This window comes from Treponema sp. J25 (assembly GCF_004343725.1).
Classification (GTDB): domain Bacteria; phylum Spirochaetota; class Spirochaetia; order Treponematales; family Breznakiellaceae; genus J25.
Window position 1 is genome coordinate 1687 of record NZ_PTQW01000019.1, and the last position, 20135, is coordinate 21821.

15 protein-coding genes are annotated in these 20135 nt (G+C 49.9%); 9 read left to right on the forward strand and 6 right to left on the reverse strand.

The features are described 5' to 3' along the window. Positions 1-63: 63 nt before the first annotated feature. The 6 genes from C5O22_RS06975 (at position 64) to C5O22_RS07000 (ending at position 8465) form a co-directional block, all read left to right on the forward strand. Positions 64-1671, forward strand: coding sequence for an Eco57I restriction-modification methylase domain-containing protein (locus C5O22_RS06975; protein WP_132780497.1), 1608 nt, complete (start codon positions 64-66; stop codon positions 1669-1671). A gap of 10 nt (positions 1672-1681) precedes the next feature. Then, the gene (locus C5O22_RS06980) at positions 1682-4504 is read left to right on the forward strand and encodes a TrlF family AAA-like ATPase (RefSeq protein ID WP_207895359.1); all 2823 of its coding nucleotides are present in this window, start codon (positions 1682-1684) and stop codon (positions 4502-4504) included. 74 nt (positions 4505-4578) lie between these two features. Next, a complete protein-coding gene (locus C5O22_RS06985; protein ID WP_132780498.1) occupies positions 4579-5319 on the forward strand; it encodes a TIGR04255 family protein in 741 nt (246 codons plus the stop codon). Positions 5320-5321: 2 nt separating this feature from the next. Continuing rightward, entirely contained in the window at positions 5322-5606 is a 285-nt protein-coding gene (locus C5O22_RS06990; RefSeq protein ID WP_132780499.1) for a hypothetical protein, read from the forward strand. Next, positions 5593-5943, forward strand: a complete 351-nt coding sequence (locus C5O22_RS06995) for a type II toxin-antitoxin system PemK/MazF family toxin (protein ID WP_132780500.1) — start codon at positions 5593-5595, stop codon at positions 5941-5943. The genes C5O22_RS06990 and C5O22_RS06995 overlap by 14 nt, the downstream gene beginning before the upstream one ends. Further along, positions 5943-8465: a GIY-YIG nuclease family protein gene (locus C5O22_RS07000; protein ID WP_132780501.1), complete on the forward strand. Its 2523-nt coding sequence runs from the start codon at positions 5943-5945 to the stop codon at positions 8463-8465. The genes C5O22_RS06995 and C5O22_RS07000 overlap by 1 nt, the downstream gene beginning before the upstream one ends. 331 nt (positions 8466-8796) lie before the next feature. On the opposite strand, the gene C5O22_RS07005 is transcribed toward C5O22_RS07000, so the two are convergent. After that, positions 8797-9309 (reverse strand): GyrI-like domain-containing protein, encoded by a 513-nt coding sequence (locus C5O22_RS07005; RefSeq protein WP_132780502.1) that lies wholly within the window; start codon positions 9307-9309, stop codon positions 8797-8799. A gap of 213 nt (positions 9310-9522) precedes the next feature. Here C5O22_RS07005 and C5O22_RS07010 point away from each other — a divergent pair, with 213 nt between their 5' ends. Further along, complete coding sequence (locus C5O22_RS07010; protein WP_132780503.1) at positions 9523-10344, forward strand: hypothetical protein; 822 nt, start codon at positions 9523-9525, stop codon at positions 10342-10344. On the opposite strand, the gene C5O22_RS07015 is transcribed toward C5O22_RS07010, so the two are convergent. Together C5O22_RS07015 and C5O22_RS07020 are read right to left on the reverse strand one after the other, a co-directional pair. Beyond that, positions 10341-10946, reverse strand: coding sequence for a hypothetical protein (locus C5O22_RS07015; RefSeq protein WP_132780504.1), 606 nt, complete (start codon positions 10944-10946; stop codon positions 10341-10343). The genes C5O22_RS07010 and C5O22_RS07015 overlap by 4 nt on opposite strands. Positions 10947-11054: 108 nt before the next feature. After that, on the reverse strand, positions 11055-11237 hold the full coding sequence (locus tag C5O22_RS07020) for a hypothetical protein (RefSeq protein ID WP_132780505.1): 183 nt from the start codon (positions 11235-11237) through the stop codon (positions 11055-11057). A 188-nt stretch (positions 11238-11425) separates the two neighbouring features. On the opposite strand from C5O22_RS07020, the gene clpB reads away from it, so the two are divergent. Together clpB and sppA are read left to right on the forward strand one after the other, a co-directional pair. Then, positions 11426-13996 (forward strand): ATP-dependent chaperone ClpB, encoded by a 2571-nt coding sequence (gene clpB / locus C5O22_RS07025; RefSeq protein ID WP_132780506.1) that lies wholly within the window; start codon positions 11426-11428, stop codon positions 13994-13996. Positions 13997-14175: 179 nt separating this feature from the next. Beyond that, positions 14176-16698, forward strand: coding sequence for a signal peptide peptidase SppA (gene sppA / locus C5O22_RS07030; RefSeq protein ID WP_132780507.1), 2523 nt, complete (start codon positions 14176-14178; stop codon positions 16696-16698). Here the strand turns inward: sppA and C5O22_RS07035 are convergent. From C5O22_RS07035 to C5O22_RS07045, 3 genes are read right to left on the reverse strand one after another with little or no spacing between them, the layout of a single operon-like run. Beyond that, the gene (locus C5O22_RS07035; protein ID WP_132780508.1) at positions 16652-17590 is read right to left on the reverse strand and encodes a polymerase; all 939 of its coding nucleotides are present in this window, start codon (positions 17588-17590) and stop codon (positions 16652-16654) included. The two genes, sppA and C5O22_RS07035, sit on opposite strands and share 47 nt — an antisense overlap. A gap of 28 nt (positions 17591-17618) precedes the next feature. Next, a complete protein-coding gene (locus C5O22_RS07040; protein WP_243692898.1) occupies positions 17619-18980 on the reverse strand; it encodes a lytic transglycosylase in 1362 nt (453 codons plus the stop codon). Continuing rightward, positions 18977-19981, reverse strand: a complete 1005-nt coding sequence (locus tag C5O22_RS07045) for a tetratricopeptide repeat protein (RefSeq protein ID WP_243692899.1) — start codon at positions 19979-19981, stop codon at positions 18977-18979. Before C5O22_RS07045 ends, C5O22_RS07040 begins: the two co-directional genes overlap by 4 nt. Positions 19982-20135 lie beyond the last annotated feature (154 nt).

The window sequence follows — 20135 nt, forward strand, 5'->3', positions numbered from 1 at the left end:
CCGGTGGCCAGGATTCATTAGCGTGTATTCGCGTGTATTGGCGGATAAAGGGGGAAACCACGAATGGACACGAATGGACGCGAAGGGGAGAATAATCAACGGTCGCAATCTCTTGGTAACCATTCGCGTGGATTAGCGAATAGAGGCTACAATCCCGATGTGCTGACTTGCCTTGCAAACCTTTCGAGCGACGAGGTTTTTACGCCGCCGGCGCTGGCAAACCGCATGCTCGACCTGTTGCCCCAAAGCCTTTGGAGCGATCCCCAGGCCCGCTTTTTGGACCCCGCCTGCAAAAGCGGCGTGTTTTTGCGGGAAATCGCCAAGCGCCTGGATAAGGGCCTGGAACAGACCATCCCCGACCGGCAGGAGCGGATTAACCATATCATGAAAAATCAGCTCTTTGGCATCGCCATCACCGAGCTCACCGCCCTCATGGCCCGCCGCACCCTGTATTGTTCCAAGCACGCCAACGGCAAATATTCGGTGTGCACCGTTTTTGATACGGCCGAAGGCAATATCCGTTACCGGCGTACCGAACACGCCTGGCAGAACGGCCGCTGCCTTTACTGTGGGGCGAGCGATCAAAACTACGACCGCGGTGCGGACCTGGAAACCCACGCCTATGAGTTTATTCATACCGAACAACCGGAGGAGATCTTTAACATGAAGTTTGATGTGATTATCGGCAACCCGCCGTATCAGCTGAGTGATGGTGGCTTTGGGCGGAGCGCATCCCCGATTTATAATAAGTTCGTACATCAAGCGAAAAAACTCAATCCCCGTTTTTTAACGATGATTATTCCTTCCCGCTGGTTTGCCGGCGGCAAGGGGCTGGATAGTTTCCGCGAAGAAATGCTTCATGATGATCGGATTCATAAACTGGTGGATTTTGAAAACGCTGGCGAAGTTTTTCCCGGCGTGGATATTGCTGGTGGGGTTTGCTACTTCTTGTGGGAACGGGATTACCATGGTCCCTGCGAGATTACCAATGTCAAACAGGGAGAACAGGCTGTCTCGACCAGAAAGCTCGATGAATTCCCCACGCTGATTCGCCACGGCAAAGCAGTCTCGATTGTGCGTAAGGTGTTAGCCAAACGGGAACGACCCATGAGCGAGCAAGTGTCTGCAAGTAAACCATTTGGTTTAAGAACATTTGTCCGTCCAAAAGAATCGGGCGATTTAATTTTGCGCTGGCAAAACGGTGAGGGACCATATCCGCGCGGTGAGATTACCGTAGGGGTTGAGTTAATTGACCTGTGGAAGGTGATTACTTCCTATGTAGGCTATGATCATGCGGGAAATCCTGGTCCAGACGGGAAACGGCGGGTTTTTTCCAAGATTGATATTTTACCGCCTGGAACGATCTGCACAGAAACCTATTTGGTGATTGGTGCTTACGCTACCAAACAGGAGGCACAAAACTTAATCAGCTACATGAAAACGAAGTTTTTCCGGTTTTTAGTTGCCCAGTTCATGTATTCTCATCATATCACAAAAGAATCATATACTTTCGTCCCCATCCAGGATTTCTCCAAACCCTGGACCGATGAAGAGCTCTATGCCAAATACGGCCTGACCGCGGATGAAATCGCCTTTATCGAACAGATGATCCGCCCCATGCCGGCCACAGGCGAACAAGAAGCTCCCCCGGCGGAGGATGAAGAGGAATAAGGAGGCGCATATGGAACAAATAGTGAAACCGCGAATGAACACGAATAGACGCGAAGAAGAGAGCTTGAAATATTGGAAATATCCTGGCGCTCGGTGGTGGAAATTCGATTTTCACGCGCACACGCCGGCTTCTGCTGATACTGAACACTGGCAAAAATCAATTGGGACAGAACAGGAAGTAACACCGGAAAAATGGTTGCTTCGCTTTATGGCGGCTGGCATTGATTGTGTGGCCATAACCGACCATAATAGCGGCGTATGGATTGATCGAATCAAAACAGCTTACGAGAAAATGAAGAGCCAATCTGACAATGGATCGCCTCCTGAAGGTTTTCGTGAATTGACATTATTCCCAGGGGTGGAAATTTCGGCGAATGGTGGGGTGCATATATTGGCTATTTTCGATCCCAATGCCACAACCAGTGACATTGATACTTTGTTAGGGGCGGTCGGTTATCAGGGAACCAGGGGCAACAGTGACGGAGAAACCAACAAATCCGCGGCCGAAGTGATTGCCGAAGTATTGAAAGCGGGGGCTATTCCTATCCCGGCACACGCTGACGACGAAAAGGGTTTATTGCGTGTTAAACCAGGGACTAAGCAATGTTCGCTTTCCGCGAATACTATCAAACAAGTCTTGGAAGTAGAGGGGCTACTTGCAATAGAATGGTGCAGTGCAGCAACTCCATTTCCGGAAGCCGTGGAAAAACAAGCGTCTGCTTTAACCCGTGTATTGGGGAGTGATTGCCATAGTTTTCAGGGGAATAACGCGCCTGGTAGCCGCTATACATGGGTTAAAATGGCCAAGCCTACCTTAGAAGGTTTGCGGTTAGCGTTGCTTGATGGGAATGGTGTGTCAATTCTGAGAAGCGAAGAAGGATCATTTGATCCGTTTAAAATCCCCGCGCATATAATCCGTGCTATTGAAATTAATAAGATGAAGGTAATGGGGCACGGAAAACCTGCGCGATTTGAATTTTCGCCATATTTTAACGCCGTGGTTGGTGGTCGTGGAACCGGTAAGTCCACAATGGTGCACGCGCTTCGGATCGCAACTCAACGGGAAAATGAGCTTGAAGTTTTGCCAGAGGACAGTGAACCATATGAACGCTTTCAATCATTTCGCCGAGTGACCGAAGGCCGGGATGATCCTGGCGCATTGCGACAGGATACAGAAATCCGGGTAGAGTGGCAGACAGAGAATTCGCTTTTACGGGTGACTTGGCAAGCAGCAGATGAAAAAGCCATCGTCGAAGAGTGGCAAAATGATCAATGGCAGCAAACGGAAAGTCAGGCTATCAACGCTAGTCGTTTTCCTTTGCGATTATTTTCGCAAGGACAGATTATCGCAATGGCAGGTAAGGGGAGATTGGCCTTACTGAATGTTATTGATGAAGCGGCCGGAGTAGAATCTTTACAGCAGAATTTCGAAGAAGCACGGCGCGCATTTCTAACTCAGCGTACCCAATTGCGCGAAATTGAGGGAAAACTCACTACTCTGCCTGAGGTTAAGCGCCGTTTGCAAGAAGTGAAAGAAAAACTGAATTTCTTGAAACAGGGGGACCAAGCAGCCATACAACAAGCATATGCTCAGGCTCGGTATCAAGAACAGATCCTTAGCGATACACAAGCAAAGCTTCATAATATGGTGGAAATGTTGCGCGGTACTGCGAAACAATTGATTCTTGATGAATGGCCTCCGGAATATTTCGGGGAGTCTGATGTTGATCTTTTGCAATGGCGCAGAGAAGTTGATGCATTTCTCACAAAAATTTGCCAATCTTTAGAACAAGAAATATGTTCGTTAGAACAGTTTGTTAACAGTCTAGAGAGTCGCGAACAACTGATGGCTTGGAATTCTCGCATCCGCTCTATATATAATAAATATGAAGAATTACAAAAACAACTTGCCAGTCAAGGGGTGTCAGATTCGCAAGCCTTTACGCGCCTGACGCAGGAACAGCAGGAATTAGAAAAACAAGTTAAAACTCTTCAGCAATTGGAGACCCTACACAACGAATTAGTCAGCCAAATCCAGAGACAACAGGAACTGATTCTTGAATACCGCCAGGCCATTACTCAGAAAAGGGAAGAATTCCTGGAGCAGAAACTGGAGCAAAATCCCTATGTCCGTATCCAGGTAGTTTCTTTTGGTTTTGATAAGCAGATTATTGAACAAAGTTTGCGTGAACTTATCGAAGCGCCAGACGAACGGTTCCAAGATGATATTGACAAATTGGTATCAGAAATTACGACAAACACAGAAGATATCAACTGTAAGCTTGAAAAACTAAACAACATACGGTCTGTTTTGCTTGATCGTTCGGATACTATTGGAGGACGCTTTTCGAACTATTTAGAGCGTAAACTCCAAAAACCAGAGTTTGCCGATTATGTGATGACATGGTTTCCAGAAGATGATCTCAAAATCCAATATCAGCGCAATAATCAGTGGTATGAAATCCACGAGGGTTCGCAAGGGCAACGCTCAGCGGCATTATTGGCTTTTTTACTCGCATTTGGTGAAGAGCCTATTGTGCTTGACCAGCCCGAAGATGATCTAGATAATCACCTCATCTATGATTTAATAGTACGCCAAATTCGAGAAAATAAATTGCGCCGCCAGCTCATTGTTATCACCCATAATGCTAATGTGGTGGTCAATGGGGATGCCGAATTGGTGCATGTCATGGATTTTAAAAATGGTCAATGCGTTGTAGCGCAAAGTGGTGTATTGCAGGATAAACAAGTCAGAGAGGAAGTCTGTAGGGTAATGGAAGGAGGGCGTGAAGCTTTTGCTAGTCGTTGGAAACGATTGGGAAAGGAAATATAAGTTCTCAAACACGCTGCCTTGACAAGTTCCAAGCCTTATAAGACACTAAAACAGCAATAATAAAGGAAATATCAATGGCCATGGTCCCCAAACGATTAAAAAAAGAGCCCCTCATTGAAGTCATTTGGCAGCTCCAGTTTGAGGCTCCCGGCGCAGCAGAGGTTTTACCAGGCTTACTGTTTACGAAGCTCCAAGCAGAACATCCAGATTTACGGATAGAGCGCCTGCCCGCCGCAGAACTGCCCGCGTTTATTGGCCAGGTGGATCCGAATCTGAGTTTCGCCGCCAAGGTACGGATCAAAGCAACAAACAGCCCCTTAGTATGGCAGGTTGGGGATCGGGTAGTTACCGTCAATTGTACAAAACCCTACATTGGATGGGAAGCCTTTTATACAAATATTACCTCCGTAATCCGCACTCTTAAAGAAAGTCATCTTATACCGAATCCCCTGCGGCATTCCCTTCGATATATAGATTTGATCAACCTGGATAAAGAGCCGGATCTTTCGGCAATTCAGTTGGATTTAAAAATCGGGTCTTATCAAGTCAATCAGTTCCCTGTGCAAACACGTGTAGAAATTCCTGAAACAATGGTCACCCATATTGTACAAATTGTAAGTCCCGCAGAGCTCATGCTTCTCGACGGGAAACAAAAGGGAACACTAATCGATCTAGAAACCCTTTCTCAGAAAGAGCTAGCCTCATGGGATGAACTTCAGGAGGATTTAAAGCAATTACATAATGCTTCAAAAGCATTCTTTTTCACCCAGATTTTAACAAATAGTACTATAGAAAAACTAGAACCGGAGTATTAAAGATGATTTCTGATACCCTTTCTCTACATCTTAATTTTTGGAATACCACAACCCTAAATGTATCACAAAAACCCTCACTCAAAGGGAATAAGCAGAGTGGTATATCCGAACAGATCCCCCAATTCTATCAGCCGGGGAATGCCCTGAGTACAGCCTCTTCTGGGAATATCCTCTCCGTCCAGTCTTTGGGCTGGACAGCGGAAGAAACCCTCGAAACCTATGCTCGGCTTCGTCATTTTGCAGAAGACTGGGATGCTCCGGGGATGGAAGGGTATGACCAGCTATAAACGGGGTGATGTCATTCTTGTACGTTTCCCCTATTCAGATCTTACCCATTATAAAAAACGACCTGCCTTAATCGTTATGGGTGATGAAGTTCAGAGCGAGTTCAACCAGACCATTGCAGTGATGATTACTTCAAACCTGCAACGTACAGGCCCCACGAGGATACCAATCAATATGCAGGATGCTGCAGCCCAAGCTATGGGTCTGCTTACTGATTCAGTAATAGTCACCGATCATCTTGCTACTATAGAAGAACGAGAGATAGACAAGAAAATAGGGCACTGCCCTTTGATGGCGAAAGTGGATGATGCACTAAAAATTACCTTGGGGTTGTATTAATGATGCGTACCTTAGACGAAACAGCGGATTCCCAATTTTTCCCCCCGCGGCCTAAAGTAGATCCTAAAATCTATGCCTACGAGGACACTCATCCGCAATACAAGGGATTATTAAAAGTCGGTTACACATCCCGCAGTGTTCAAGAACGGGTGGCCGAACAATACCCAATCGTAAAACCCGGAGAAAAGCCCTATCGTATCGTTTTGGAGGAACCGGCAATTCGCAGTGATGGTACCACCTTTACCGATCATGAAGTACATCGGATGCTGCACATTAATGGCGTTCACAAAGAAGCAGGCGAATGGTTCCGTTGCACGGTTGAACAGGTCCGTTCTGCAATTCATGCGGTACGCACCGGACAGCTTTTCGAGGACCAACGTTCTTATTCTTTTGGTTTACGGCCCGAACAAGAAGCGGCCATTCAAAAGACGATCACCTATTTCAAGAGCTACCGAAGTGAAAACAACAAAACACCCCATTTTTTATGGAACTGCAAAATGCGCTTTGGGAAAACCTTTGCGGCATATCAGCTGGCCAAACGCATGGGATGGAAAAAAATCCTGGTGCTTACCTTTAAGCCCGCGGTGCAAAGTGCCTGGGAAGAGGATCTTCGTACCCATGTAGATTTTGCAGGCTGGCAGTTTATTAAACCCGACGGATCAATCACCTGGCAAAATGCAGATAAGACCCAACCTATCGTGTGTTTTGGGTCATTCCAGGACTATTTGGGCCGTGATCGCAGTACCGGTGGTATCAAACCTAAAAATGAATGGGTCCACGCAACCAACTGGGATTGCGTGATTTTCGATGAATATCACTACGGTGCCTGGAGGGAACGGGCAAAGGAGCTTTTTGAAGCAGAGGATGATAAAGAACAAGACTATGCGGAAGGTGAAGCGGCGGACTTTCTCAAAGATCCAAATGAGGAGATAGAAGATATTTTACCAATCACCGCAAGCCACTATCTGTATCTTTCGGGGACTCCATTCAGAGCAATTACTACCGGTGAATTTATAGAAGAACAAATTTATAACTGGACCTATTCAGATGAACAACAGGCCAAGGAAAATTGGGATTCTACACAAGGGCCCAATCCCTACGAAGCCCTTCCGCGGATGGTCCTGATGACCTACCAGCTACCTGACACATTGCGTGAAGTAGCCCTGCAAGGCGAATTTAATGAATTTGATCTAAATGAGTTCTTTGCCGCCGAGGGCTTTGGTGAGGCGGCGCGCTTTAAACACGAAGATGAGGTGCAAAAGTGGCTGAATATTATCCGTGGTGCAGATTTGCCTACCAGCTTGGACAATCTGCGGCTCGGCGCCGAAAAACCACCGTTGCCTTATTCGGATGTACGGCTTTTGAAAGTTCTGAATCACACGCTGTGGTTTTTGCCCAGTGTGGCCGCCTGCCATGCCATGGCGAACCTGTTGAAAGCTCGACACAACCGTTTTTTCCATGATTACCGGGTTATAGTGGCGGCAGGAGCTTCCGCAGGCATCGGAGTGAATGCTTTACAACCAGTATTAAAAGCTATGGCTGATCCATTAACAACTAAAACCATTACTCTCACTTGCGGCAAGCTTACTACGGGAGTTACGGTGCGCCCCTGGACAGGGATCTTTATGCTCCGTAATCTTTCGAGCCCGGAAACTTATTTTCAAGCCGCTTTCCGGGTGCAGAGCCCCTGGACAATCAAAAATCCCGATGGCGAAAGCCCAAACAAAGAATTAATCCTCAAAAAAGAATGTTATGTCTTTGACTTTGCTCCCGACCGGGCGCTTCGCCAAATCCAGGAATACAGTTGCCGTTTGAATGTAGACGATGTTGACCCCGAACAGAAGGTCGCTGAGTTCATTCACTTTTTGCCGATTCTGGCATACGATGGCAGTTCTATGCGCCAGATTGATGCAGCCGGAGTCCTCGACATGGCCATGAGCGGCACCACTGCCACGCTCTTGGCCCGCCGCTGGGAAAGCGCCCTCCTTGTTAATGTGGATAACGAGACACTCCGTCGCCTGATGAACAACGAAAAGGCCATGCAAGCCCTTATGAGCATCGAAGGCTTTCGCCGTCTAAACCAGGACATCGAGACCATCATCAACAAATCCGAAGCGGTCCATAAAACAAAAAAAGAAGCCTTCGACCGGGAGCTTTCAACGGAAGAAAAAAAGCAACTTACCGACGATGAGAAGGAATACAAGAGCCTGCGTAAACAAATCCAGGAAAAGCTCATCAAATTTGCGACGCGAATTCCCGTGTTTATGTATCTCACCGACTACCGGGAGCGGACCCTGAGGGATGTAATTACCCAGCTTGAACCGGGGCTTTTTAAAAAGGTGACGGGGCTCACCGTCCAGGACTTTGAGCTTCTTGTAAGCCTTGGGGTCTTTAACAGCGCCCTCATGAACGACGCGGTGTATAAGTTTAAGCGCTACGAAGACCCGAGCTTGGGTTACACCGGCATCCGCCGCCACGAAGGCGAGCCGATCGGACTCTATGATACGGTGGTGACGGAATAATCAATTTGAATCCAATGTGGCACAAGTACTATAGCCCCCCACTCCACAAATTTAGTCAAATTTATGGAGTGCCATTCCATAAATTCATACAAATTTAAGGAGCGGGGCTCCGGCCATGGAGTCTGGTAGAGCCAGGCGGACCCGTCCGCACGGGGCCCGCCACCAGCAGAGCCCCGCAGCCGCACCTGCATGCGCTGCACAGGGGCCCCGCAGCCGCACCTGTTGCACACAGCCCAGGCGGCCGCACCCGCATACGCCCTGCACAGGCCTGGGGACCGCCGGCCCCCGCACGCACCGCACACCGGCCCGGCAGCGCCCCGCGACCAAAGCACTAGCCCTTAGCCTTCTTTTTAATAGGAATCCAGACTTCGCTCCGGTAGTTGGGGCTGTTCTCCGTTATGGCCGGGTCATCTTGGTCAGGATAGACTTCAAAGTCCGGGGTGCCCGCATGCTCGTATTCAGAAGCAGGGAACCAGTCGGTATAAATCTGCTTCCAGAGGTCCTGAATCGCCTGGGGCATGGGGCCCCGGCATTCAAAGACCGCATAGGTTGCGGCCGGCACCTTTATTAGCTGGCAGCCCTGCGGAAAGTCCTTAAGGCTTTTGATGCCCCGCTCTACCGCAATAGCGTAGGCAAAGCTGTTGTCCTCCGGCTTGTAGTCATAGCAAATGCCGAGCATTCCCATGGGGCCGCAGAATTGAGCAAGCTTTGCTACCGAACCATCCTTGTGTTTATCCACCCAAAACTGGGGAATAACCTTAAGGTTAACCCCGCCGGTACTCGTTGTACGGAACACCAGCCCCGCAAACTCCATTTCATCCCGTTGTTCAATGCGATATTTCATCGATCTATCTCCTTTGAGTATCACCGTAAGCTGTATAGGCGGCCAGAGTTCCAGGGGAACCGATGCCGAGCGTGCCTCTGATGGGGTGATGCCGAAAAGGCGCTTAAACGCCTTGGCCTGTCATTTTTTGCTCAGTGCTGACCGGTTGTACTATACTGTAGTATACTTTTAATATGACCGGTAGGTCCCGGAAGAATTGCGGAGGGTATATTGATGAAGAAATTTGTGGCGGCGCTTTTTGCTTGTACCGTGAGTTTTGCGGCGGCGGCCCAGTCATGGAACCTTATAGATATGGGAGTGGGGCTTATCATCGAGGACGCCGAATACGACAAGGTGCTCAAGATTGCCCAGCGGGGAACCGCCTGGGATATGAAAGAACTCTATGAACAGGGAGCCTTTGCGGGAACCTACAAAGGGAATCAGCGTTTTGGGGCCTGGATTAAGGGGCCGGTACAGGCTGACCCGGTGTGGTACTATTCCTATGTAATTACCTACCCGGATGGCAAAACCTTTTCCTCCGGGCGAAACGGTTTTTATCTAGGCGGTCATGGAACTATACCCATTACCTCTGGCTCATACACAGATGGAAATTGGAAAATCGATTTTACGGTCTGGAACAAAAAAACCAACGAGAGCCGCTCTGTGGGTTCCGTTCAGTTCACCACAACCTGGGGTAAACCCGCCACCGGGTCCTGGCAGCTTATCGATGCAGGGGTGGGCATCTTAGACCAAAGCAACTACGATACCAAACTGGTCGTCCTTAACCGCGGGAACCGCTGGTCCCAAAAGTGGCTCTACGAACAGGGCTACCTGGCAAACCGGACCCAGACCTTTGCAACCTGGCTTGCGGGCCCTCCCGTATCAATCTATACCGATGCCAATGGATTCCCCATCTGGATGTACAGCATAAAGCTTACCTATCCGAACGGTACAAGCCAGGAATTCGGACCATCTTATTTTTATACCCCAGGCTTTGCCACCATGTTCCTGAATGTGGCTGAAGGACCGCTCGGGGGATTGAGGACCCTTAACTAATTAATTGCAATACCAACACAAAATGCTGGTGCAACCATAAGGGAAGGCTTAAATGGAACATCTTCTTGGGAGAGCACTCCAATGAGAGTGTATATCACTTTAATATTAAAGAAAATTGAGAATCTTTTCGTTATCGAATAGCCAACTCCTCCATAGATTCCAGGACCTACTCCTTGGGATAAAAACGTGGGTAGATCTAAACCAGATGTAAAATCCAGCATAGCCATTATACCCCCTACACCTCCTCCAAGGAGAAAGTACCACTTATTTAATTCCTTATAGTAACCTACACCTATGAGTCCATCAAAATGATAGGCTTGCGTTAGTACATTCTTCGGATAGCTATTACCATTGAAATTGGCACTTGATCCAAAACCACCGGATATACTGCCTAAGAAGCCAAATTCATCACCTTTAAAAGTATCAAAGGATACACCAATTGAACTCATGAGTGCTGTTAGTGAACCAGCCTCATGATATTTGTCAGAATGTAGGCTATCAAGTGTGTAGTTCGATCCTAAAAAATAAATTTCCTTTCCAAAAGAAAAACCTGCTAAAACAACTAGAAAAGCGCTCATTAAAAAATCTCTTTTTAAGTACATAACAAGATTTCCTCCTTGAAGGAAATATTAATCGCTTTTTTTTTAGCGCAAGTATAGCTAATAAAAAATAAAGTTTTCCTGTGACCAGAGTCTAATTGTATTAATTTACTACTGAAGCGGGAGCTGATTGATAGCCTGGAGAACTTCCGATTTAATAAAGGAAAATCCTTCTTTAAAAAGCTCAAGGCATGCGTTGACTACATCTGGATCATAAAGAGAACCAGCATGTTCCTTAATTTCAAACGAAGCCTGTTCTATACCCCGTGACGGCCGGTAAGGCCGGTGGGACACAACAATAGCATCCCCATCGGCCACGCAGATAATGGGGCTTGCGAGGTTGATGGTATCTCACTGAAGCCTCGCAGAATACTCCGAGCCATTATCTGTGTGACCGATTCAGAGGACCGGCTTTCCCTTATCCCTCTGTTAAAACAGAGAGCAAGTTGCCCCCTTTGGCGTTCCCTTCGTATCTTATAGGTATGAACTACGATAAACTAACCCTCAAAGCCCAGGAGGCGCTCCAGGAGGCCTCCAGTATTGCCCAAAAAAACGATCAGACCCAGGTGGATCTGGATCATATCCTGCTTGCGTTGCTGGAGCAGGAAGGGGGCATTGTTCGCCCGATTGTAGAAAAAATTGGGGCGAATCCGGACATTCTTACCCAGGATGTGCGGAAACTTATCAGTACTAAACCCAAGGTATACGGGGAAGCGGCGCAGCTCTACCTGAGTCCTGCCGCAAGTCGTGTCCTTGCCAAGGCGGAAACCGAAGCGGAAGCCCTCAAGGACGAATATGTGTCCACGGAACACATCCTGTTGGCCCTTACCAAGGCAGACGGCCCTGTGGCGGATCTTTTAAAACGCCATGGCATTACCCGGGAGGCGATTCTTACATCCCTAAAGAGTGTGCGGGGCAACGCCCGGGTAACGGACCAGAGCCCCGAAGAAAAATACCAGGTCCTCGAAAAATATTGCCGGGACCTTACCTCCCTGGCCCGGCAGGGAAAACTGGACCCCGTCATCGGCCGGGACGAAGAAATCCGTCGGGTCATGCAGGTCCTTTCCCGGCGAACTAAGAACAACCCGGTACTCATCGGTGAACCGGGGGTCGGGAAAACCGCCATTGTGGAAGGCCTTGCCCGGCGTATTGTGGAAGGGGATGTGCCCGAGGGGCTGAAGAACAAGCGAATCCTGGCCCTGGACCTGGGGGCCCTTGTGGCGGGGGCCAAGTTCCGTGGTGAATTTGAGGAACGCCTTAAGGCGGTAATCCACGAGATCCAATCCGCCGAAGGCCGGATCATCCTCTTTATCGACGAACTCCATACCCTGGTGGGGGCGGGGGCCGCCGAAGGGGCCACCGATGCGAGTAACCTCCTAAAGCCTGCCCTTGCCCGGGGAGAACTGCGCTGTATCGGGGCCACCACCATGGATGAATACCGGAAGTATATCGAAAAGGATGCGGCCCTGGAGCGACGGTTCCAGCAGGTCTACTGTGCCGAGCCTTCGGTGGAAGATACCATTGCCATTCTGCGGGGGCTTAAGGAACGGTACGAGGTCCACCACGGTGTGCGAATTAAGGACGAGGCCCTGGTGGCGGCGGCGACCCTTTCTACCCGGTATATTACGAGCCGTTTCTTGCCCGACAAGGCCATCGACCTGGTGGATGAGGCCGCAAGCCGGCTTAAGATGGAACTGGATAGCCGGCCCACCGAACTGGACAAGCTCGAACGGAAACTTCTGCAGCTTTCTATAGAAAAGCAGGCCCTGCAGCACGAGGAAGACCCGGCAAGTAAGGACCGGCTCGAAAAGCTCGAAAAGGAAATCGCCAATCTGACGGCCGAACGGGACGCCATGCGGGCCCGCTGGGAGGCGGAACGCAAGGATATTCAGGAATTGCGGGCCCTAAAGCAAGAAATTGAAGAACTTAAGATCGAAGAAGCCCGCTACGAGCGGGAAGGGAACCTCCATAAGGCCGCAGAAATTAAGTACGGCCGGATTCCCGAGGCGCAGCGGCGGCTTAAAGAACTGTCCGATAAAATCGAAGCCCGGAAAAACGAAATGAGCCTCCTTCGCGAAGAGGTAAGCGAAGAGGACATCGCCGCGGTGGTTTCCAGCTGGACGGGTATTCCCGTATCCAAGATGCTTGCCAGCGAGCAACAGAAGTACCTGGAACTGGAAAAGGTTCTGGAGCGCCGGGTGGTGGGCCAGGATGCGGCGGTCCAGGCTGTGGCAGACGCGATCCGCAGGAACCGGGCGGGTCTGTCCGACGCAGCCCGGCCCCTGGGGTCGTTCCTGTTCCTGGGGCCCACCGGGGTGGGAAAAACCGAACTCGCCAAGGCTTTGGCGGAGTTCCTTTTTAACGAGGAAAAGGCCCTCACCCGCATCGATATGAGTGAGTACGGCGAAAAACATACCGTAAGCCGGCTTATTGGGGCGCCTCCGGGGTACGTAGGCTACGAAGAAGGGGGCCAGCTTACCGAAGCGGTCCGTCGCCGGCCCTATAGTGTGGTCCTTTTTGACGAAATCGAAAAGGCCCACCCAGATGTATTCAACGTGTTCCTGCAAATTCTGGACGATGGGAGACTCACCGATGGGCAGGGTCGGGTGGTGGACTTTAAAAACGTGATCATCATCATGACCAGTAACCTGGGCTCGGACCTGATCCTGAATGCCAGGAATCCCGAAGAGATCCGGGGGGCGCTGCAGGAACTGCTTAAGGCGAGTTTTCGCCCCGAGTTCCTTAATCGTATCGACGAAACGGTGATCTTTAACCGCCTTGGAAAAGCGGAGATCCATAAAATTGTGGATATCCAGCTCGAGCGCCTTGCCCATCGTCTTGAGGATCGCAAATTGCGCCTTACGGTTACCCCTGCGGCAAAGGACTTCCTTGCCGAACGGGGCTACGATCCCCTCTTTGGCGCCCGGCCCTTAAAGCGGACCATCCAGAGCGAACTGGAAAATCCCCTGGCCCGGCTTATCCTGGCGGGTAAATACAAGGAAGGGGCTACGGTGGTGGTGGATCGCCAGGGGGATGGGCTGGTGTTTGCCTAGTCCTGACGCATCAGAGGGGGCCCTCAAGGGGCAGGCTGCCACGGGGGCCCTCCATAGGGTATCTGATAAGGGAGCGCGGTCCTCCAATCCTTCTAAATTTAAAAAGGCTTTCCCCCTTTGAATGAGTTCAGAGAGCGTGATACTATTTGTTCCATCTACTAAGTGGAGGAACAAATAGAATGAAAAAATTGCTGTTTTCCCTATCTGTGCTCTCGTTAGTCTGGGGTGGGGGAGGTCTTCTTCTCGCCCAATCCCCTGGCTTTGCAACCTTTGGGGATTTACTCGGGTATACCACCACCCCGGCGGTTCAGACGTCTCCCTTTGGTTCTTATCTTAATCCGGCCCTGGGAGGAACCTTACCCTTACTTGGTAGCGAATTCGAAGGGTGGGCCTATTCCAGGGTAGCTTCGTTTCAGGATATACGGGGCTACGGCCTGTACTATGCCGATGGGGTACTCTGTGGGGGCTTCCATGTTGATGAAAGTGGACCGGTAGCTAAGCGGGACCTCCGCTTTGGCCTTGCCCTGGGGAACCGGAGGTTTAGCCTTGGTTATGCCAATATCAGTGTGCTGGATGAAAAACTTAACGTTTCCCAGGGGTTTGCGGCCTTTCTCGTGGGGGCCCTGTACCGACCGCTTAAATATCTTTCCCTTGGTGGGGCCATGCTCGCCGATTACCAGGGGTCCTATCGTCAATTTATGATTGATGGGGGGATCCGTCCCCTGGGAACGGGAATGCTTACCCTTTTTGGTTCCTGGATCCTGATCCCGGGGGAAAGCTCTCAGTGGGCCGCCGGTGTTAGTGTCCAGCCTGCCCGGGGATTCGAGGTCTTTGCAAAATATAACGGAGAAGAGCGGTTTTCCGTTGGCCTTTCCCTTAAGCTTGATGGAGTAGGGGCTGGCTCTTCGTATAGTGGTTCCCTTCAAAACACCGATACGCTGGTCGGCGCGGGACTGTATCTCCCCGTAGGCAAGAAGGGATATGTGTTTCCTGGCCCTGCCGGGACTACCTACATCGAACTCTGTCCTGGCGAAGTAGTAGGGCAACCGAGGAGCCTCTTTGGAAGTCAGCAGAGCCTGCAAGATATCCTTTTGGTCATTCGGAAGGCCGCAGGGGACCCGGAAGTGGCAGGGCTTATCCTGAACCTTTCAAATTATAGTGCAAACCAGAGCGACACCTGGGAAATCGAACAGGCCCTGGAACAATTTAAGAAGGGGGGCAAAAAAATCGTTGCCTTTATCGACGATGCCAATTTTGATACCTACCTGCTCGCCTCGGTGGCGGATTCCATCGTGATGGATCCCCAGGGGACCCTTACCCTGGAAGGCTATGCCGTGGGGCGGGGCTACTTTAAGCATACCCTTGATAAATTGGGCATTGGTTTTCGGGAGCTCCGCTATTTTACCTATAAATCCGCGGGAGAAACCTTTTCTCAAGATAAGCTTTCCCAGGCCGATCGAGAACAATACGGAGCCTACCTCGATCGCATCTATGAGACCAGCATTTCGATCCTGCAGAAGAATCGTAACCTGACGCGGGAAACCATCGAACAGCATATTAACCAGAATTTCTTGCTTGCCGCCCCCATTGCCCGGGATGCAAAACTCGTGGATGAGATAGGGCGAAAAGAGGCTATCCTCACTGCGGTGGAGCGGCTCTCGGGTTCTCGAAGGAATATCCGCTTCTTTGGGGATGGTCAGCTTAGTTTCTTTAATCAGGGAATAATGGCCATGCTCCAGCAACCCTACAGCCCGGAAGATGAAAGCCGGGATGTGTGGGGAGAGCCCGCCCATGTGGCGGTGGTGTATGCCCTAGGATCAACCAGCCTGGATACGGGCATGCAGGCCCGGTCCCTTGCCCAGCTTATCGATACTCTGGCGAATGAGGGCTCTATCAAGGGAATAGTGGTTCGCATCGAAAGCCCTGGCGGCGATGCGGTGGCCGCCGATTACGTGGCCAAGGCAATTCGCCGTGCCAAGGAGAAAAAACCGGTCATTGTGTCTATGGGATCGGTGGCAGGTTCGGGAGGCTACTGGGCGGCCCTGTATGGGGATACCCTGTATGCTACTCCCTATACGATTACGGGTTCTATTGGCGTGATTGCTTCCTGGTTCTACGATAAGGGGCTAAACCAGAAGATTGGGGCCTCGCTGGATGTTCTAAAGCGGGGAGCCCATGCGGATTTGAATTCGGGAATCCTCTTACCCTATCGGGATCTTACGGAAGATGAGGTGGCCCAATACAAGAAATACATCTATGCCCTCTATGATCAATTCATAGAGGAGGTCGCTGCTGGCCGAAACATGAGCAAGGAAGAGGTAGAACAGCGGGCCCAGGGTAGAATCTACGCGGGACAGGATGCCCAGGAAAAGGGCCTTGTGGATCACGTGGGTGGGCTCATGGATGCCCTTACGGAACTGCGAGGGCGGCTTGGCATACAGGCGGAAGATGAACTCATTATTGAAAGTTATCCTCTGATGAACCCCTTTGCGGCCTTTGCCCAATGGATGACCCAGACCGTGATTCAGACGAACCAGAGGCCCCTCTTTACTTCGGTAGGCCTTTCTGTTTTTGAAGCGGAACTGCGACGTCTTCTTGCCTCGAGTGGTACTGTGGAACCCCGCATGTCCCTCGAAGATCTGGATATGCTCTCTGCTACCACGAAAAGGTCTGTTCTATCTGCTGATCCGCTATTACCATAATCATCCGGCCCTGCCGGAGTAACTCCCGATTTTCTTCGTTCGAGAGGATCCGCAGGGCATCCTCCCGGTTGATGATGGGATCAGTAGGGGTAACTCCAAACACCCCCTCTGCGAGAATACGGAGGGGGTATTCTCCCACCAGGGGAATGAGCGAATTCTGAAGCCCCGAAGGGGTCGGCAGAAGGATAGCCCGTTCATTCGTATAATGTACAATGCCGTTCTGGCGGGCTATGGTGGGATCTACCATGGTCCGTTCATATACAAGATTCATGGCTGAGTCCCATATGCGGGGAAAAAGGCAAGGGATAAGGTAGCTTGTTTCTTTTTTCCCATGAATGGGCAGGGGATCCTTTGCAATAATAATGATTCCCGTGTAGGGGCGGCTTGCCACAGTGGTAAGCGGGCGCGGGAGGGAGCGGGGGCGGGTATGCTGAATAAGGGTGGCCAACAGGTGATGCAGGGGGAATGTGTAGGTGGCCACCAATTCGTCCTTTGGAAAATCAATATACGTGGAAAGGGGAGAAGCAGAAGATATATAGGTATCAAGCACATCGGGCAAAATCGTATTTTCTTTAAGCAGATCCGCGATAGTGGTGGTGCTGCTTACCTGGAGATTCAAGAAAAAGGGCCGAATTTGGGCAGGAAATTCCATCGTAAGCCGTTCCATTGCTTCGGTTCTGCCGGTGGGCAGTTGAATCCCGTTGGGCGTAAGGGCGAGTGCTGCCCGTACATGAATTTGATGACTTTCCCAGGAAAGGGTTGCCTGTCCCCGGATCTGTCCTTTTCCCCCTTGGGCAGGTGAAAGTCCCTGGGCGTCTATCAGAAAAGGAACACAAAATAAGAAAAACACCTCTTTTATCGTATGGTGCCCCTTTGTTTTCCTTATACGCATGGTTCCCTCTTGAGCTTTTTGGGTTTTATTAGTTTCTTATCGGCGTTTTTAGGACCAAACCTTCGCGAAGAATTGAGGTAAGCTCAAGCCCATTGACGGAGGCCAGAATTTCCGGGTCCACGTCGTAAGCCAGGGCGATGGACCACAGGGTTTCCCCTTTCTTTACCAGATGCCGGCCGTTAAATTGAATAGAATCATCGATGGTGGGGGCCGGTCGCTGGTATTCTCCCACCTGTTTTAAGGCAGGAATCTTGATGGTGCTTCCCAGTTTCAGGTAACGTTCCTGAATTCCGGGGTTGGCGTTCTTTATAAGATCCACCGATACCCCGTAGTGGCGGGAAAGGGCCGAAAGGGTATCTCCTGAACGGATAGTGTAGTAGTAGTAACGGAGGAGTACCAGATCCTTTTGGGAAAGCACCGATTGTACAGCCTCCACATGCATCCGCGGAACCTTTAGCTGATAGTTCTTGTCTGCTGGAGTTACCCCATGGGTAAGTTCCTGGTTCCCTATCTGTAACCATTGGGGTTCTATGCCGGCCTTTTCCGCTAAAAAGGTAATGTCCACCATTCTTCCTACAGGAAGCCGTTCCCATTCAATTACCTCTGGCCACCAGGGTTCAAGGCCGTATCGGCCAGGATGGGAAAGAATTTCCGCCACCGCAAGGAATTTCGGTACATAGTGGGTGGTTTCAGTAGATATGGCCTTTTTTTCTATCAATTCCCAGTAGGTTTTGGCACCACTGCGGGCCAGGGCCCTTTGAATTGCACCTACCCCTGCATTGTAGGCCGCTAACGCCAGGGGCCAGTCCTTAAAGTAGCCGTAATTCTCTTTTAATTTTTCCAGGGCTCCTACCGTGGCTTTCCAGAAATCCCGCCGCTCATCGATCCAGGATGTGGTTTTCATATCAAAATAGATGGAACTGTTTTTCATAAACTGCCAGAGGCCGGTGGCGCCTGACCTGCTTACCGCCCGAGGACTATAGGCTGACTCAATCACCGGTAAAAACACGAATTCCAGGGGAAGTTGTCGTTTTTCTATTTCCCTGCGAATAAATGTCAGATAGGGTTCACTCCGGCGGAACACCGTGGAAAGCCAGTTCTTACCCTCTGGACTTGTGTAGCTTGCAAGGTATTTTTTCGTAAGCGGATGATCCAGGCCTTCCTGTATAAAAAGGAGACGCTCCTCTTTCCCATGCCAGGAGAGGGGTACTCCGTTTACAGAAAAGGTCCGTTCTTCCCCTGTGAAGGGCCCACTCCCCCGGATAGGACGAAGGGGTATCTCGATTTCCTGGCTTTCTGTTTTTTGAAGGGTTTCTACGACGTCCTGGGCAGAACCTATTCCTAAGCCCCCCAGAATGATGATCACCAACAGGGTTATTTCTTTTTTCATAGTTTTTCCCCATAGAAAATACCTGCCCATTCCCAGCGGCCATGGATATTGGGGTCGGCGGGAAAATTAATTTTTCGGAAGTAAAAGTACCAGGTGGACATCCGTTGACTCCATCCCCAGGTTTTTAGAAAAGCCTCGTTAGGATTAGAACTTGCGTCGACCTCAGCGGCATAGCGGATCCTGTTCCCCGCCATAAAGGGCGAAAAGGCTACTTCCTCTCCACTAGAACGATCGTCATATTCCTGTCCCCAGGAAAGGGCAAAAAAGTTTACCTTTGCTTTATAGCGATTAAGGAGGTTACTATTACCCGAATCCAGGGCCCCCTTTATGGCTTTAACCAGGGAGTCTAAAGAATCAAAGGTCCAATCCTTCGGGGAATTATAAAAGTCTACTATTTTTTTTGCATAGTCAAGGGCGTCAGGATATCCGGGTATGATGCTGGTATAGTAAGGAAGGAACTTAGAATAATTTTGAATAGCCTCTTCCCATTTGCCAATTTTTTCATAGTTTTTTGCAAGGAGAAAATAGGCTTTCCCAAGATCAATGTACTGGGGAAAGCGGCTTATCAATTCCTGGTAATACCAGATCTGCTGCTGCGGGTTGGGTACCAGTTCGATAAGCCTATTAAGACATTCCAGATGAATAGACTTGCCCTGTACCATAAGATCGGGATAGTTTTTCACTATCCTATCAAAATACAGGGCCGCCACCGGTTTCATCCCCTGCTCAAGATAGGCATAGGCGACCATGAAAAGAAGGTATGATTGATAGGGATCCTCTGGATGGGTGGTGCTCCAGAGGGTTACGAAGTTGATAAGCCGATGGTAATCCTTTGTCTGGAGATATTGGGTAGCTATTTCTCGTACAATTGAAAACTGGGTTTCGCCCGGATATGTTTCTTCCTGGAGGAGGCTAAAGAGATCTGACAGGATGCTAGCCTGATATTGGGTGGGAGCGGTGGTAAAGTAGGAATCGGAGAAAAGGGACGATTTGTCTGTCAAAACACAGGAAAAAAGGAGCCCCCCTATTACTAAAAAAAGAAGGCATGTCTTTTTTGAGAAAGGTTCTCCCCGCCATCTTTGATACGCGATAGGCCACTTCATGGGAATTTGATACTACCATAGGCCTTTTCCCATTGGCAAGAAGTGGTATCTC

Excerpts from the sequence above, each read along its gene's own strand:
- C5O22_RS06975 (WP_132780497.1), top strand. The coding sequence starts at position 64 with ATGGACACGAATGGACGCGAAGGGGAGAATAATCAACGGTCGCAATCT.
- C5O22_RS06980 (WP_207895359.1), top strand. The coding sequence starts at position 1,682 with ATGGAACAAATAGTGAAACCGCGAATGAACACGAATAGACGCGAAGAA.
- C5O22_RS06985 (WP_132780498.1), top strand. The coding sequence starts at position 4,579 with ATGGCCATGGTCCCCAAACGATTAAAAAAAGAGCCCCTCATTGAAGTC.
- C5O22_RS06990 (WP_132780499.1), top strand. The coding sequence starts at position 5,322 with ATGATTTCTGATACCCTTTCTCTACATCTTAATTTTTGGAATACCACA.
- C5O22_RS06995 (WP_132780500.1), top strand. The coding sequence starts at position 5,593 with ATGACCAGCTATAAACGGGGTGATGTCATTCTTGTACGTTTCCCCTAT.
- C5O22_RS07000 (WP_132780501.1), top strand. The coding sequence starts at position 5,943 with ATGATGCGTACCTTAGACGAAACAGCGGATTCCCAATTTTTCCCCCCG.
- C5O22_RS07005 (WP_132780502.1), bottom strand. The coding sequence starts at position 9,309 with ATGAAATATCGCATTGAACAACGGGATGAAATGGAGTTTGCGGGGCTG.
- C5O22_RS07010 (WP_132780503.1), top strand. The coding sequence starts at position 9,523 with ATGAAGAAATTTGTGGCGGCGCTTTTTGCTTGTACCGTGAGTTTTGCG.
- C5O22_RS07015 (WP_132780504.1), bottom strand. The coding sequence starts at position 10,946 with ATGTACTTAAAAAGAGATTTTTTAATGAGCGCTTTTCTAGTTGTTTTA.
- clpB (WP_132780506.1), top strand. The coding sequence starts at position 11,426 with ATGAACTACGATAAACTAACCCTCAAAGCCCAGGAGGCGCTCCAGGAG.
- sppA (WP_132780507.1), top strand. The coding sequence starts at position 14,176 with ATGAAAAAATTGCTGTTTTCCCTATCTGTGCTCTCGTTAGTCTGGGGT.
- C5O22_RS07035 (WP_132780508.1), bottom strand. The coding sequence starts at position 17,590 with ATGCGTATAAGGAAAACAAAGGGGCACCATACGATAAAAGAGGTGTTT.
- C5O22_RS07040 (WP_243692898.1), bottom strand. The coding sequence starts at position 18,980 with ATGAAAAAAGAAATAACCCTGTTGGTGATCATCATTCTGGGGGGCTTA.